Origin of the sequence: Streptomyces sp. NPDC102279, from assembly GCF_044766365.1 — a bacterium.
In the GTDB taxonomy this organism is placed as follows: Bacteria; Actinomycetota; Actinomycetes; order Streptomycetales; family Streptomycetaceae; genus Streptomyces.
Window position 1 is genome coordinate 249,808 of sequence record NZ_JBIWLU010000014.1, and the last position, 14,662, is coordinate 264,469.

A 14,662-nucleotide genomic window follows, 5' to 3' on the forward strand; every position below is an offset into this window, starting at 1 on the left:
ATGAAGGTGCTCCTGTGCCCGCTGAACGACCCGGGCTACCTGTATCCCGCCCTCGCGGTCGGAGCCGAACTGCGCCGCCGCGCCCACACGGTGCACGTCCTCGCCGGGCCGCGCGCCGCACGGGCGGCCACCGCGGCGGGCCTGGAGGCGGTCGCCGTCGCGGACACCACGGCCCTGTCGGTGTCCCACTGGACCGTCCGCGGGCCCGAGCAGTACACCGAGGTGGCGCGGGCGGTCCGGCGGACGCGGCCCGACGTCCTGGTCACCTCCGTGCTCTGCCACGGAGCGCTGGTGGCCGCCGAGGCGGCCGGCCTGCCGGTGGTCGTCCTCGGGCTGACGGCACACCTGTGGCCCTACCGCTCCGGCATCGGCGCGGCCGACGCACGCGACCGCACATGGCGGCTGACGGAGACCCTGAAGCACTACGGGGCGGTACGAGAGGCGGCCGGCCTCGCCCCACGGCACGACCGGTTCCCCGACACCCCGTTGCTCGGCACCGCCTTCCTGCTGCGCGGGCACCCCGTCCTGGAGCCGCCCGGCGCCGAACTGCCCCCGGCCGTGGAGCATGTCGGCCCCTGCTGGTGGGAGCCGCAACCCCCGGCGGCCGAACCGCTCCCGGACTCCAAGCCCCTGGCGTACGTCCATCTCGGCCGGACCTTCGGAGGCGCCTCCCTCTGGCCGCGCCTCAACGCCGCCTTCACCTCGGGCACCCACCGGGCCGTCGTGGAACTGGGGCGGTCGGGCGACCCGGAGGCCGCCGCCGACGCCGACCTGATCGTCGGCCGCCGCCCCTGGATGGGGCCGCTCGTCGACCGGGCCGACCTCGTTCTGACCAACGCGACGTCCGCACCCGTGCTCGCCGCGCTCCTGCGCGGCAAGCCGCTGCTCGTCGCCCCCAACGGGTCGGAGCAGCAGGTCCTCGCCGCCGGCTGCCTGCGCGCCGGCGTCGCCCGCGGGCTGCCGGGGCCCGGCGCCTCCGCCGCGGACCTGCGCGCCGCAGTGGAGGAGACCGCACGCGACCCCGAACTCCGGGCACGCGCCCAGGAGATCGCCGGCCTGCTCGCCGACGGCAAGAGCGAGACCCGAGCCGCCGACGCCGTGGAATCGGCGTCACGCTGACCCGGAAGATGCCGCCCGCACCGACCCGAGTCCGCACCGACCGGCGGAGTCCGTGCCCGGCGCCGACCGAGGCGCGTCGCCCTCCGGCTCCGGGGAACGGGCCCACCGGGCATGACGTGGGTGCGCCCGGGGCGGGGCGGTCAGAGGGTCCGAGGGACCGAGGGTTCGAGGCCGCTGTTCGATCCCGGTGGGTTGTTCCAGACGTCTTTGGCGGTTCTTGGTTCGTACGCCTGGGAGTTGGCCGGCGGCCTGAAGACCGCTGCCCGGTCCGCGTGCGACGGCACCGGGCGTCCGTCGGCGCCCCTTGCCCCGCAGAACAAGGGAGTTGGCCGCCGCCCGAGGCGCCCCGGGCGGGCGGTCGGAGAGCTTCCCGAGTCCGGCCCGGGGCGCGGGGAGTCGGGGCTGCCCGGACGGTGTGGCAGCCCCGGGACTCAGGCCTCGTGCCCCGCCTGGGGCGGTACTCCGTCGAGGAGTACGTCCCGTAGCGCGGCGAGCAGTTCCAGGCCCCGTGCCCGGACCGCCGACGGTGTCTCCTCGTGGCGACGGTCGGCGATGACCGCGAGAGCCGCCGCGGCCTGCCGGGCGAAGAGTGCGAGGAGGTCGAGTTCGGAGAGGCTGGAGCGGGACTGCTCGGCGGGGTCGAGCACCTCGAGGACGCCGAGCACCCGGTCGTGATGGGCGAGCGGCGCGGCCATCAGCGCGTCCGGCACGTACCCCGTCGACTTGGCGACGTCCCGGGCGAACATGCCCTGTTCCCGGAGGTCGTCCGCGATCATGGGCTCCCCCGAGACGAGTACCCAGCCGGCGAGACCCCGGTCGGCGGGGAACCGCGAGCCCACGAGGGACTTCTCGCCCTCGCCGGCCACGGCCTGGAAGACCAGCTCGTCGGCGTCCCGGTCGTGCAGCAGGACGGAACTGGCCGCGGCGCCGAAGATGGCCCGCGCGGTGTCGACGACGGACTGCAGCAGATCGTGCTCCGCGCTGCCGGGGCGCGTGGCGGGGTCCACGCCTGTGGCGGGGACGAGACCGGGGGGCTGGCTCATGATTCACCTCGGGTTCCTGGTTCGCCGATGCGCACGTTCGCGGCGGAGAGGTAGAGCGCGTGCTTGATCTGGAACGGTGTCAGCTTCGGGCGGGTGCCGAGCAGGCGGGCGCACATCCCGCTGATGAAGGGGGTGGCGAAACTGTTGCCCGTGGTGCGGATGGTCCTGCCGCCCGTCCAGGCCACCTGCACGTTCTGGCCGGGTGCGAAGAACTCCACGGGCGGTGCCGGGTTGTAGAGGAAGAGCCCGGAGTCGTCCTCGCGGTGCGTACCGACCGAGATGACCGACGAGAACCGCCAGGGGAAGCTCTCCACCGGCGTGTTGTGGGCCGACGCCACCAGTGTGGTGCCGGTGAAGAACGCCTGGTCGGCCAGGGACCGCAGGGTCTCCAGGAACTTCGGACGGGTCGTGGACAGACTGAGGTTGACCACGTCGAAACCCTGGTCGACGGCCCACCGCAGCCCGGTGAGCAGGGCCTCGCCGCTGCCGGTGAACCCCTCGCCGAGCACCCGCACGCTGTACAGCTCGCAGTCCGGCGCCACGCGCCGGACGATGCCCGCGCAGGCCGTTCCGTGCCCGCAGCCGTCTCCGGCGCCGGCGGGCAGCGGTCCGCTGTCGACGACGCGCAGGGTGCCGTCGGGGGCGGGTGCCACCTCGTAGGACCCCTGGACGGCGCCGACAACGGGATGGCCGCACTCCACCCCGGTGTCGACCACGCAGACGCGCACTCCGCCGCCGCCCGACCACGCCGAGGGATCGGCGGGCAGGTCCGGCACCGTGTCGGCGAGCATGGTCAGGTCCTCGGGAGAGCGGTCACGCAGGCTCCAGGTGAGCCCTCCTGCCGTTCCTGTGGTCATCGGGTCCTGCCTTCCCGTCCGGCCGGGCGGTCCACGCCCCGGGCCGTATCCGTCTTCTCGTCGGCGAACGCGGACGCGCGGTCCGTGCCCGGCCGGTGCCCCTTGGCGGCGAAGTGCCCCAGAGCCGCGTGTGCCTCACGCGCCGCGTCCGCGGGCAGCCCGAGGGCGCGCAGTGTGTGGGCGAGGTCGAGGGCCGCGGTGCCCCGGACGACCGGGGAGTCCGTGGCGCCCGCCGCGGCGACGGCCCGGTCCGCGCAGGCGCGCGCGAGGTCCGGCTCCCCGGCGAGTGCCAGGGCTCGGCCCCGCAGCCCGTACGCGTCGGCGGACTCGGCCGGAGGCAGGCCGGCCCGTTCCGGGTCCGGCAGGGCCAGCGCCTCGGCGGGCTCCCCACGGTCCAGCAGGATGCGGGCCCGCTCCCGGGCGATGCCGGGCAGGGCACCCGCGGCGCCGAGTCCACGGCCGGCGCACGCCGCCTCCTCCAGCAGGGCGAGACGGCGGGCGGGCGTACCGGCCAAGGCCTCGACCTCCGCGGCGAACAGGGGGATGAACAGCGCGCTCTCGGCGTAGCCGAGACCGCGGGCGAGGCGTGCAGCCTCGGCCAGCCGCTCGTGCGCCTCCTCGTGCCGGCCCTGCAGAGCCAGGAGCACGGCCAACGGGCAGCCCAGCGTGGCCCGGACGGTCGGCCGGCCCGCGCCGTGGGCCGTCAGCAGTTCCTCGCAGCGCGCGACGGCACGCGCGACCGGGGTGGGGCCGCGCCACAGCGAGATGCCCACCGCGCCGAGCGCCAGCGCCCGTTCGGGTTCCGCGTCCGCACGGTCGGCGTGGTCCAGGGCCCGCTGGAGCAACTCCTCGGCCTCGGCGTGCAGTCCGCGCCGCTGACGGTCCTGGGCGATACGGACACAGGCACGGGCGATGCCCTGGTCGTCGCCCGCCCCGGTGAACAGCGGGAGCGCGACCTCGGCCACCTCGGCGGCGGACCCGTGCCGGGGGTCGAGCGCGGTCAGCGCGAGCCGGGCGTGGGCGGCGCCCAGCGGATCACCGGTCCGGTCCGCCGCGGCGAGCGCGTCGGCCAGCAGTTCGCGGCCCCGCTCCGGTTCGCCGCGGGCGACCTTCGTCTCGCCGAGCCGCCGGGCGGCCTCGCCGGCGAAGGGTTCACCGGGAGCGGCCAGTTCCAGGGCCTGGGTGAGGAGGTCGTCGGCCCACGGCAGGTCGGAGCGTGCCAGGGCGGCCGCTCCGGCCCGGGTGAGCAGCCCGGCGGCACGCGCCCGCAGTGCGTCGGTGTCGCCGTCGTGGACGCCCAGTTCGGTGAGCAGACGGTGGGCGCGGGCCAGGTGGGAGCCGACGGCGGCATCGCCCGCGTCGTGGCGGACGAGGACCCGGGCGGCGTGCTCGTGACGCCGGGCACGCACCTTCTTGGCCATCCCCCGGTACGCGGTCTCCTGCACCAGGGCACTGCCGAACCGGAGCACCGAACTCGTGGACAGGGTACGGCCGGCGGCCTCGATGAGCCGCCGTCGTACGAGACCGCGCAGCAGACCGCCGGGGGAGTCCGCCGGCCCCGCGGGCTCCTCGGACCCGGCCAGCTCGGTCAGGTCGGCGCGCTGGAACTCCCGCCCCAGGACGGCGGCCACCTGCAGCAGGGTCCGTTCCTCGGGCGGCAGCGCGTCGATGCGGGCGCCGAGCAGGGCGTGCACGGTCAGCGGCAGGTCGTCGCACTCGGCCGCCATGGCCGTCAGATGTTCGAGGTACAGCGGATTGCCCTCGGCGCGGTCGAGCGCGCCCTCCAGTACGCCGTGCCGGTGGGCGGCCACCTCGACCAGTTCGTCGGCGAGAGCGGCGGCCTCCTCCCGGGTGAGCGGGGTGAGCAGCAGCGACGCGGACCGCATCCGGCCGCTGCCCCAGCCGGGGCGGGTCTCCAGCAGCTCCGGGCGTGCGACGCACACCAGGGCCACGGGGGAGCGGTCCAGCTCGTCAAGCAACCGGTCCGCCATGTCGAGCAGCGGCGCGGACGCCCAGTGGCAGTCGTCGAGCACCACAACCACCGGCCGTTCACGGGACAGCGCGTCCAGGAGACAGGCCAGCGCCATGAGGGTGTCGTCCGCCGAGGGGCTGGGCGTACCGTCCGCGAGCAGTCCGGTCCGCAGCAGGCGCAGTGCCTGCTCCGCCTCCGTCCGTTCGTGGGCCGGTAGCGCCGTGAGGGCCGCGTCCTCGCCGACGGCCGCGAGGACCTGGCGTACGGCTTCGGCGAGCGGCGACAGCGAGCCGGTCTCGCCGTAGGGCCGGCAGCGCCCCTCGCCGTACGCCGGGCAGTCCCGCAGCCACTCGCGCAGCAGGCGCGTCTTGCCGAGGCCCGCCTCGCCGTAGACGGTCACCAGGTGCGAGCGCGGGTCGGTCTCCAACTTGCGCAGCAGCAGGCGGAGTTCGGCGAGTTCCTGCGCGCGGCCGATGAACGGGGTGTCGAAGCGGCGTACCCGCTCGGGGTCGTCCTCGTGCAGGGCGACCAGACGGTGGGCCGGGACGGGAACACCGACTCCCTTGAGGGACAGCGCGCCGGCCGACTCGGTGACCGCGGAGGGGCCGGCGGCGTGCAGCGTGGCCGGGCCGATCAGGATGTCCCCCGCCCCGGCGTGCTGTTCGAGCCGGGCGCCGATGTTGACGACCTCGCCGGAGACCAGGGCCTGCCGGGCGGCGGGGTCGACACTGACCACCACCTCACCGGTGTTCACACCGATGCGGACGGCGAGCCGCACACCGTGCTGTCGCTCCAGCTCGGCGTTGAGCCCGTCGAGGCCGGTGACCATGCCGCGCGCGGCGGCGAGCGCCCGGTGGGCGTCGTCCTCGTGGCGCACGGGTACCCCGAACACCGCCATCACGGCGTCGCCGATGAACTTCTCGACCGTGCCGCCGTGGTCCTCGATCCGCGCCCGCATCAGCGCGAAGTACCGCAGTGTCACCGTGCGCAGCGTCTCCGGGTCCAGCCGCCCGGACAGGGCCGTCGACCCGACGAGGTCGCAGAAGAGCACGGTCACCACCCGGCGCTCCTCGGCCGAGGCCGCGTCGCCCGCGGCCACGCACGCGGTGCCGCAGCGGGGGCAGAACGCGGCTCCTTCCGGCGGGGGTACGGGGCACCGGGGGCATTTCACGCGCGCACCGTCGGTCATCAGAACAGCGCTCCGCCGGCGATCTCGCTGTGCGCCTGCACCTCCGGCTCGGCCGCGTCCAGCCGCTCCTTCAGGCCGAGCAGCAGGGTCAGTTCCTCCATGCTGAGGTCCTGGAGCACCTCTCGCTGCTCGGGGGAGAGGCTGTGCAGCGGGAACCCGGCGTCCTCCAGCGAGCGGAGTCGGTCGCGATCGGGTGCGGGGTCATTCATGGGCGCTCTCCCATTCCGGTTGGTGCCGCGGCGATGCGGTCGAACAGCTCGGCGAGGGAGGCGACCGTGTGCAGGGCGCTCACGGCGACCAGGGAACGCTGCGCGGAGTCCAGCGGCAGTTCGTCGATCAGCCGGTCCAGGTCCGCGCTGTGTCCGTCATCGAGGTCCGCGTGGAGGCGTACGGTCGCGAAGGCGGCCTGCGGCAGCCCGGTCTCCCGTGCCAGCCGGCCGGCCAGACCCGGTGCGGGCGCGTTGCCCTCCAGCACCGCGATGTAGCCGAGGAGAGCCACCGGATGGCTGTGCTCGATCCAGTAGTACTGCGCCCCCACGAGGGTGGCCACAAGGGCGGGCGGTACGGCGTCGGTCAGTTCGCCCGGCGCGGCCCCGGTCACCACGGCGTCGGCGAGCAGCCACTCGTCGTGGCCGCGTTCCTCCTCGGCGTGCGCCCGCAGGTACCGGGCGAGCGGCCGGGCCACCGGGTCCCGCGGCAGCGCCTCGCACCGTGCGGCGGCCCGCTCCATCAGCGGGACGGAGGCGCGGATCACCTGGTGCATGGCGCACAGATAGCGCCGATAGCGGTCGGGGAGCCCCGGGCCGGAGCGCCACATGCGGGCGGCCGAGGTCCACAGGACGGGCTGTACGAGGGACAGTTCGAGTCGCAGACCCGCGAGGGCGGACGGGCTCACGGGGGAACCCCCTCGTCGCCGACACCGCCGACACCGCCGACACCCTCTGCATCACCGACACCGCCGACACCCTCTGCATCACCGAGCAGCACGAGCGGCGCGTACCGGTCGCTTCCGTACCGTCGCAGCAGCACGGCGGCCCCCGCGTCGCGCTGGAGCCGGGCACCGAGTACGTCCATCACGCCCGCCGCCGGGCCGGAGCCGGACCGCCCGGCCGCCTCCAGCGCCCCGGGCCGCCGGGCCAGACCACGGCAGTCCGTGCACGACCCCACCCCGGCGGTACGGACGGTGCGCAGCACGGGTGACTCCTGGCAGCGGCGCCGTACGGTGGCCCAGTCGTCCTCCGCGATGTGCCCGAGCCGCAGATGCTCGGGAACCGGGCGGGCGTCCACCACCAGCTGGTTGCAACAGGCCGCGACGGTGCCGTCGAAGGCGACCACCGGCCAGGCCGCCATCGCGCACGGGGCCGACGGCACCTCCAAGACACCCTCCGCCGCCGCGTCCCGGAGCGGGACCGTGCGGGCCGCAGCCCAGCCCGCCGCCCGTCCCACCGGCCGGACGTGATTGACCAGAACCGCCGCCTGGTCCCGGAATTCGCTGCGAATGGCGCCGGTGACGTCCGCGAGATACGCGTCGTCCGCCGTGGTGCCCGCCACATGGAAACTCACGTCGATTCCGCTTTCCCTGATGCGGTGCATCGCGCGGAAGACCGCCGCGCGCGGCACTTCACGTTCGTGGAACACGTCGATGCTCGCCGAGAAATGGGCGACGTGCCGCAGTGCGCGCAGGATGCGGTCGGGCACCCTGCCGTCGCCCGCGAAGAACATGCCGCTGAGGACCGACGTCCGTGTTCCGGCCACCGCGGCGAGCGCCGCGAGGTCCGCCACGAGCCCGGGCCGCAACAGCGGCTCACCACCCGTGAGCATGAGGACCTCCGGACGGTCCGCGGAGGTGAAGCCGGCGACGAAGCGGCGCAGCGCCCCGCCCGGCGTGTCCTCGCCGCGCGGCCCCGACGAGGTGGAGCAGTGGGCGCAGCTCAGCGGGCAGCGCCTGGTGAGGGTGGCGAGCAGCCCGGCAGCGGGTACCGGACGTAGCTCGATGATCTCCGCCAGCCGCATCTCGTCACCTCCGTCGGTCACCGGGACGTGCGGCCCCACCGTGCGGGACGCCGGTTCGGTCGCGGTTGGCGGCCGGTTCGGGGCCGGTACGCGGCGCGGCGCCGGCGCCCGCGGTCCGCAAGGCTTCAAGACCTGTCGATTCGCTGCGCTTTGTCCGCCTGTTAGCTCTTTTATCCCGGCGGGTCTGTTGCTGCATGCACCTTGAGCCATCCTCGAGTCCATGGCCCCGGTACCGGCTTGTGCGCATGCTGTGAAGGCCGAAGGAATTGCACCCAATTCCCGACGTGTTCACGGCTCCTCGCGGATTCCCTCACCCCCTGCCGCTCCTCGGAGGCTTTCGTGTACGGAATGTTTTCCCTCGCCCAGAACCCCGACGACACCGGTTGGGGAAGGGGCTGAGGGGGAGATGGTCGATTCGCTCACGGAAAACCGCGGCGCGGATTCGTTTCCCGGAATTCCACGAGAGCCCGCCGAGGAATTCGGCGGTGACGAAGCCGCCGCTCCCCTGCGACTGACCCTCCTCGGCCCTCTGCGGGCCTTCCGCGACGGACTGCCCCTGGAACTCGGGCCGCTGAAACAGCGCCTCGTCCTCGCGGTCCTGCTCACCCGGCCCAACACACCGGTGTCACTGGAAGAACTGACCGACGCCGTCTGGCCGGACGACCCGCCCCGCACGGCCCGCAAGAACCTCCAGGTGTACGTGTCGACCCTGCGCCGGGTGCTCGACCCCGACGACCTTGGCCGGCTGCGCCACGGACCCGGCGGCTACGTCCTGCACCTCACCCCGCGGGAGTGCGACGCCCTGCGCTTCGACGAACTGGCCCGGCACGGCGACGCCCAGATGCGCGCCGGTGCGTCGAGCCGCGCCGCCCGCACGTACCGCCAGGCCCTGGACCTGTGGCGGCACGACCCCTTCAGCGACCTGGCGGCCCGGGCCGACGTACTGCGTGCCGCGGTCGAACGCCGGCACGCCCGACGACTGGCCGTCTACGAGGCGTGGGCGGAGGCGCAACTGGAGATCGGGGACCCGGGCCCGGTCGCGGACACCGTGGACGAGATGGTGAGCCGCCACCCCCTGCGGGAGCGACTGCGTGCGGTACAGCTCACCGCACTGCACCAGGTCGGCCGCAGGACGGAGGCGCTGGCCGCCTACGACGACTGCCGGCAGCACCTGTCCAGGGAACTGGGCCTGCAACCCGGCGCAGCCCTGCAGAGCGCCTACCGCTCCCTGCTGGACGACCTGGCCCCGCCCCGGCCGCGCGGCGCCACAACCGGGTCACGCCTGCTCCCCCCGGACCTCGCCGACTTCACCGGCCGCACCTGGGAACTGGGCGCCGTCGGAGCGCAGTTGGAGACCGAGGGCGGACCCCCTGTGCTCGTGACCGGTGCGGCCGGCGCCGGCAAGACCGCCTTCGCCGTACACGTCGCGCACCGCCTCGCCGCGCGCTACCCCGACGGCGTGGTCGCCACCCGGCTGTGCGCCGAGGACGGCTCCCCGCGCCCCTGGGCGTCGGTGCTGGCGGAGCTGGCCCGCTCCCTCGGCTGCACCGAACGGCTGCCCGCCGGCCGGGAGGAGGCCGCCACCGTCTGGCGGACCTGGCTGTCCGGGCGCCGGATCCTGCTGCTCCTGGACGACGCACCCGACGCCGCGGCGCTCGGCCCGCTGCTGCCGCCGTCCGGCACCACGGCCGCACTGGTCACCTCCCGCAGCCGACTGCCCTGTCTGGAGTCCGCACACCGGGTGGAACTGCCGCCCCTGTCCCCCGAGGAGGCACTGGACCTGCTCGGCGGCATCATCGGGCGCCCCCGGCTGAGCGCCGAACACGCCGCCGCCGCCCGGGTCGCCGCCGCCACGGGCCACCTCCCGTTCGCCCTGCGAGCCGCGGGGAACCGTCTGTCCGTGCTGCGCCACATGCCGCTCGGCCAGTACGCGGACCGTCTCGAACATCCCCTGGAGGCGTTGGACGAACTCGCGTCGGGCGGCCTCGGGGTCCGCGCCCGCCTCGCCGGGGCGTTCGCCCGGCTGCCCGCCCCCGCCCGCGACTCCCTCCACGCCCTGGCCGCGCTGCCGGGTTCCTCCTTCACCCTCCCGGCCGCCGCCCGCGCCCTGGGCCGGGACGGACGGGACACGCAGCGCGCCCTGGAGGAACTGATCGACGTCGGCGTCCTGCCGCCGCCGTCCCTCCCCGAGGTCACCGCACACCTCGGCGCGCTCCCGGACACGGTGTGCTACGAACTGCCCTGGCTGACCCTCCTGTTCGCGCGCGAACAGGCCGGCGCGCCGGGAGACCGGTGCTAGGCGTTCCCCGCGCGACCGTGGGAGCGGGATCAGGAGGCCGGCCACGGTGGCCGCGGCCGGGCATGGCGGTTCCGCGGGCCGGGACCGGCGGCGGTGGTTCCCCACCCGGGGCGGCCGCGGCCTTCCCCCACGGCGCGGCGGCGGAGGGCGCCGTCGGAGCGGGGACGCGCACCGCCCCGTACCGGGCATGACACGGCACCAGGCCCTCCCGGCGGCCACCTCGCCCTGCGGGCACGCCCCGGCGTCACGGCAACCACGCCGCGTCCTGTCGGAACCGGGGCCCCGGCCGCCTTCCCGGGCCGGGCGGGCTCCCGCCGAGAACGCCTCGCCACCGGCTCGGGGCCGCTCCGGAGGAAGGGGATCCGGGCGGGCCATGTCCCGTCCGACGCGGTCGGCGCCCGGCCGCCGAAGGTCCACTCCGGCGCGGTTCTCAGGTCCCGCCCGTGGCCGCCGAAGCCGGACCGGAGGACTGCACGCGGGCCAGGTATCCGGCCTGGAACCGGCTGGCCGCGCCGAGCTGCTCCATGATCTCGGCGATGTGCTTGCGGCAGGTGCGCAGCGACATCCCCAGCCGCCGGGCCACCATCTCGTCCTTCATGCCCTCGGCCAGCAGCCGCACGATGGCCTGTTTCACCTCGTCCCGCGCCGAACTCTCCGTCCAGGCCGGGTGGTAGGGCTCGGCCAGCGACCAGGCGTGATCGAAGGTCGCGCAGAGGTAGGAGACGGTGGACGGCTCCTGGATGACGATGGCCGCGTCCAGGTCGTCCTGGTGCGGGATGAACACCGTCTCCGCGTCGAAGGCGACCATGCGGCCGAACAGTTCGCTCAGGGTCCTGATCTCGGCGCCCTCGTCGGTCATCCGCCGCGCGTACTCCTGCGTGGGCAGGTGGTAGCGGGCCGTGTGCTGGTACAGCGTGCGCATCCGCACGCCGCGCCGCAGCATGTCGCGGTCCTGCACGAACGCCTGCTCCAGCAGAGCAGGGGAGCGGCCACCACCGGGGTGGCATGTGCGGACCTCCTGGCGGCACCGCATGGTCGCCTCGGTGATCATCCCCACGACCGTCTTCAGATCGGTGACCTCCGTCAGCGGCGCCCGTCCCCGCCACTGCCGACGGCCTTCCGCGTAGAAGGGCGCCAGGACGGACAGTTCGGCCCGCAGCCGGTCGATCTCGGCGAGCTGCCGGCGCAGCCCGGCCTCCCGCGGCGCGACCAGCGCGGCGAGCGCCTCGTCCGGCGCCACCGCCACCAACTCCTCGGGGTTCCCCGGAAGGTGGCGCAGCAGCAACAATTCGGTCAGTGTCGTCACCGCGGACGCCGCGCTGGTCTCCGGCAACCCCAGAGTCGCGCCCAGCGACCTCGCGTCGCACGATCCCTGGTCGCTCACCCACCGGAACACCCGGACGGCGTCCTCGGACAACTGCGCCTCGCGCGACGCCCACCCGGCCGCCGTACGCGGGCCCGGTATCTCGCCGTCCTCGCCGATGCCGCCCACCCAACCCCCTCATCAGCCAGATGACCCCAACAGCCCCTGTCATGTCCATTGTTCAGATCTGCGATGGATTTTCCCAGACCCTCTCGTAAGGAATCGTCGTGAAGCGGAACAAAACCGCATTCGTCCTGTTCCTCGAACGTCTGGCCCTCCTCGGCGGCCGGGTACGCGCCCGCCGGCGCCGGGCCGGTTGCCACGGCGTCACGGCCCGCGAGGTCCTCGACCAACCGCCGCGGCCCGTGCGCGACAGCGACGGCGACGCGCCGACCGTCCCCACACCGCACTGGTGACCGCCCGGCGGCAACGGATCCCCCACCGACGCCCCAGCGGTGCGAGCCACCTGACACCGCACACCCGCCACCGCATGGCGCGAAGGGCCGCCCGGCCACCGGCCGGACAGCCCTCGACCAGATCTTCAGCGCTCGTCTAGCCCATCAGCTTGCGGATCTCGGTGATCAGACCGACGAGGGCCTCACGCTCGGGGACGGTCGTTTCCGGGTGCCACAGGTCCACGAGCAGACAGGTGCGCGGCCTGTCGCCGTTGTTCCACGCCTCGTGCACGAAGGAGTAGTCGAACAGCAGGCACTCGCCCTCCTGCCAGCGCCGGGTCTCGTCGGCGACCGTGATGCCACACCCCTCGGGGATGTCGACCGCAAGGTGCAGATTGATGCTGAAGTTCCACAGGTCGCAGTGCGGGGCGATCGAGGCACCGGGAAGCAGCGTCGAGAAGTGGCTCTCCAGGAGCGGGCAGAGCTTGCCCTGCTCGATGACCTCGCGGGTGAGGACGGAGTACGCGGTGGGCACCAGAGCGGCCGAGGACTCGACCGGCCCGCCCTCGCGGAAGAGGTACAGCGCCTGCCAGTTCTCCTGGCGGCTCAGATAGTGCTCGTAGTCGGAGAAGGCGCTCTTGCGGTCGGACCACGCGTCCGCGAGCTCCCGCTTGATGGCGCCGTGTCCGGCTTCGAAGGCGCGGACGACGGGCTCGATCTCGGGGTGCTCGTAGGGATCGTGCCAGGGCGTCCGGGATATCCCCGGCATGATCCACTTGGCGTCCTTCTGCAGCGGATGGCGCTCCTGCCGCTTGGCGTACACCATCTCCTCGACGCGTGTGACGGAGCCGGCTCCGTGCCGGTCCTTCACGTCCTGGAAGATCTGGTCTATCTCGGGTGTCATGTCTCGCCCTTTCTGGCCACGCATGCCTGCTCGGCGTGCTCGTGCGGGGTGGGAAGGTGTGTGGGCAACGAAGTCCGGATCGCGGTGCGGAGGCCGAGTGCTCCAGAAGGCGGCGGAATCGCCGAGGCCGTGCTCCCCGCCGACTCGTCCGTCACCATGACGGTCATTTGGCCACGACTTCGCGTTGCTGTACGGGAGTTGCTCGCCGCTGGGCGGCAAGGCGGTCGATCAGATTGAGTCCGGGGGCCGTCAGGACCGTGGTGACCAGCGTCATCACCACCAGCATGGCGAACACGGTGGGCGTGATGATCTTGAGGTCCAGTCCCACGCCGAGCACCACGAGTTCGGTCAGCCCCCGGCAGTTCATCAGGGTGCCGAGTGAGAGCGACTCCTGCCAATCAAGCCCGGTCAGTCGGGCCGCACCAGCGCTCCCTGCCCCTTTGGTGACGGTCGCGACGGCGATGATGAGGACGCACCAGCCCCACAGGGCGGGGTCCGTGCCGATCAGCCGGAAGTCGGTCTGCAAACCGGAGTAGGCGAAGAACAACGGCAGCAGTAGCACCACGGTGACACCTCGCACCTGTTCCACGGCTGCCGTCTGTACCGCACCGCGCGGAACGACGACGCCGAACAGGAAGGCCCCGAAGATCGGGTGGATGCCGATCCAGTCCGTGGCGAACGACGCCAGCAAGATCCCTGCGAGGAGCACGAGCAGGAGCGCCGTTCCTCCGCTCAGCCGATCCGCGTGACGCTCGGCCAGCCGGGCCAGCAAGGGACGCAGTCCGTACATCATCACGGAGATGAACACGGCGGTCAGGGCGACAGTGGTGAGCACTGAAGTCCAGGAGGTGCCCCGTCCCAGCGCCGTCGCCAGGGCGAGCAGACACCAGGCGGTGATGTCGTCGACGGCCGCGCACGTGAGGGCGAGTGCGCCCACAGGGGTGTGGTCGATCTTCCGGTCCGTGAGGATCCGTGCGAGCACCGGGAACGCGGTGATGCTCATGGACACGGCGATGAAGAGCGCGAATGCCGGGAACCCGATACCGCGGTCGGCGAATCGCCCATACATCACGAAGGCGAGGAGGACCCCGCCGATCATGGGCGCGGCCACGCTTGCATGGCTGACCAGCGCCGCTACTCTGCCGCGACTACGGACGTGCCCCACGTTCAACTCGTAACCGACCAGGAACATGAAGAGGGCCAGGCCGACCTGAGCCAGTGCGTTGATCACAGGCAGCAGGTCCCCGGGAAAGAGCCACCGTTGCCCTGAGGGCCAGGCGGCTCCGAGCAGTGAAGGGCCCAGCGCTATACCGGTCAAGATCTCACCGATCACCGGAGGCTGCCCCAGCCGCCGGCAGAGACGGCCCGCGACATGGCAGCAGGCCATGATCAGGGCAAGCACCAAGAAGAGATGGGACATTCGGGATACGGCCGGCAGGCCAATAGCGAGCTCAGTCATCGGCGAAACACCAGTTCCCTGAGTTGATGAATGTGTCGGCAAACCGCAG

Annotated in this window: 12 protein-coding genes; 3 read left to right on the top strand and 9 right to left on the bottom strand. The window is 73.4% G+C overall.

Annotated features, from left to right (window positions below):
• Nucleotides 1-1,119, top strand: a complete 1,119-nt coding sequence (locus ACIRQH_RS33015) for a glycosyltransferase (RefSeq protein WP_404228396.1) — start codon at nucleotides 1-3, stop codon at nucleotides 1,117-1,119.
• A 431-nt stretch (nucleotides 1,120-1,550) separates the two neighbouring features.
• Here the strand turns inward: ACIRQH_RS33015 and ACIRQH_RS33020 are convergent, their stop codons facing one another.
• From ACIRQH_RS33020 to ACIRQH_RS33045, 6 genes are read right to left on the bottom strand one after another with little or no spacing between them, the layout of a single operon-like run.
• Nucleotides 1,551-2,162, bottom strand: coding sequence for a GAF domain-containing protein (locus tag ACIRQH_RS33020; RefSeq protein ID WP_358820352.1), 612 nt, complete (start codon nucleotides 2,160-2,162; stop codon nucleotides 1,551-1,553).
• Nucleotides 2,159-3,019 (bottom strand): S8 family peptidase, encoded by an 861-nt coding sequence (locus tag ACIRQH_RS33025; RefSeq protein WP_404228399.1) that lies wholly within the window; start codon nucleotides 3,017-3,019, stop codon nucleotides 2,159-2,161. Before ACIRQH_RS33025 ends, ACIRQH_RS33020 begins: the two co-directional genes overlap by 4 nt.
• Nucleotides 3,016-6,162: an AAA family ATPase gene (locus ACIRQH_RS33030; RefSeq protein WP_404228402.1), complete on the bottom strand. Its 3,147-nt coding sequence runs from the start codon at nucleotides 6,160-6,162 to the stop codon at nucleotides 3,016-3,018. Before ACIRQH_RS33030 ends, ACIRQH_RS33025 begins: the two co-directional genes overlap by 4 nt.
• Nucleotides 6,163-6,179: 17 nt before the next feature.
• Complete coding sequence (locus ACIRQH_RS33035; RefSeq protein WP_388878408.1) at nucleotides 6,180-6,389, bottom strand: aroma-sacti cluster domain-containing protein; 210 nt, start codon at nucleotides 6,387-6,389, stop codon at nucleotides 6,180-6,182.
• Nucleotides 6,386-7,075, bottom strand: a complete 690-nt coding sequence (locus tag ACIRQH_RS33040) for an iron-containing redox enzyme family protein (protein ID WP_404228404.1) — start codon at nucleotides 7,073-7,075, stop codon at nucleotides 6,386-6,388. The genes ACIRQH_RS33035 and ACIRQH_RS33040 overlap by 4 nt, the downstream gene beginning before the upstream one ends.
• Complete coding sequence (locus tag ACIRQH_RS33045) at nucleotides 7,072-8,193, bottom strand: radical SAM protein (protein WP_404228436.1); 1,122 nt, start codon at nucleotides 8,191-8,193, stop codon at nucleotides 7,072-7,074. Before ACIRQH_RS33045 ends, ACIRQH_RS33040 begins: the two co-directional genes overlap by 4 nt.
• 406 nt (nucleotides 8,194-8,599) lie before the next feature.
• Between ACIRQH_RS33045 and ACIRQH_RS33050 the strand changes: the two genes are divergently transcribed.
• On the top strand, nucleotides 8,600-10,492 hold the full coding sequence (locus tag ACIRQH_RS33050) for a BTAD domain-containing putative transcriptional regulator (protein WP_404228407.1): 1,893 nt from the start codon (nucleotides 8,600-8,602) through the stop codon (nucleotides 10,490-10,492).
• A 430-nt stretch (nucleotides 10,493-10,922) separates the two neighbouring features.
• Here ACIRQH_RS33050 and ACIRQH_RS33055 read toward each other — a convergent pair whose 3' ends face one another.
• Nucleotides 10,923-11,984, bottom strand: a complete 1,062-nt coding sequence (locus tag ACIRQH_RS33055; RefSeq protein ID WP_388878401.1) for a LuxR C-terminal-related transcriptional regulator — start codon at nucleotides 11,982-11,984, stop codon at nucleotides 10,923-10,925.
• Between the two features lie 98 nt (nucleotides 11,985-12,082).
• Between ACIRQH_RS33055 and ACIRQH_RS33060 the strand changes: the two genes are divergently transcribed.
• A complete protein-coding gene (locus tag ACIRQH_RS33060) occupies nucleotides 12,083-12,271 on the top strand; it encodes a hypothetical protein (RefSeq protein ID WP_388878399.1) in 189 nt (62 codons plus the stop codon).
• A gap of 136 nt (nucleotides 12,272-12,407) precedes the next feature.
• Here ACIRQH_RS33060 and ACIRQH_RS33065 read toward each other — a convergent pair whose 3' ends face one another.
• Together ACIRQH_RS33065 and ACIRQH_RS33070 are read right to left on the bottom strand one after the other, a co-directional pair.
• The gene (locus tag ACIRQH_RS33065; RefSeq protein ID WP_358820344.1) at nucleotides 12,408-13,154 is read right to left on the bottom strand and encodes an aspartyl/asparaginyl beta-hydroxylase domain-containing protein; all 747 of its coding nucleotides are present in this window, start codon (nucleotides 13,152-13,154) and stop codon (nucleotides 12,408-12,410) included.
• A gap of 163 nt (nucleotides 13,155-13,317) precedes the next feature.
• The gene (locus ACIRQH_RS33070; RefSeq protein WP_404228438.1) at nucleotides 13,318-14,613 is read right to left on the bottom strand and encodes a cation:proton antiporter; all 1,296 of its coding nucleotides are present in this window, start codon (nucleotides 14,611-14,613) and stop codon (nucleotides 13,318-13,320) included.
• Between the last annotated feature and the right edge of the window lie 49 nt (nucleotides 14,614-14,662).

What these genes read in the sequence shown, in the direction of transcription:
- ACIRQH_RS33045 (WP_404228436.1), bottom strand. Translation starts at nt 8,193, where the DNA reads ATGCGGCTGGCGGAGATCATCGAGCTACGTCCGGTACCCGCTGCCGGG.
- ACIRQH_RS33035 (WP_388878408.1), bottom strand. Translation starts at nt 6,389, where the DNA reads ATGAATGACCCCGCACCCGATCGCGACCGACTCCGCTCGCTGGAGGAC.
- ACIRQH_RS33050 (WP_404228407.1), top strand. Translation starts at nt 8,600, where the DNA reads ATGGTCGATTCGCTCACGGAAAACCGCGGCGCGGATTCGTTTCCCGGA.
- ACIRQH_RS33070 (WP_404228438.1), bottom strand. Translation starts at nt 14,613, where the DNA reads ATGACTGAGCTCGCTATTGGCCTGCCGGCCGTATCCCGAATGTCCCAT.
- ACIRQH_RS33020 (WP_358820352.1), bottom strand. Translation starts at nt 2,162, where the DNA reads ATGAGCCAGCCCCCCGGTCTCGTCCCCGCCACAGGCGTGGACCCCGCC.
- ACIRQH_RS33065 (WP_358820344.1), bottom strand. Translation starts at nt 13,154, where the DNA reads ATGACACCCGAGATAGACCAGATCTTCCAGGACGTGAAGGACCGGCAC.
- ACIRQH_RS33015 (WP_404228396.1), top strand. Translation starts at nt 1, where the DNA reads ATGAAGGTGCTCCTGTGCCCGCTGAACGACCCGGGCTACCTGTATCCC.
- ACIRQH_RS33025 (WP_404228399.1), bottom strand. Translation starts at nt 3,019, where the DNA reads ATGACCACAGGAACGGCAGGAGGGCTCACCTGGAGCCTGCGTGACCGC.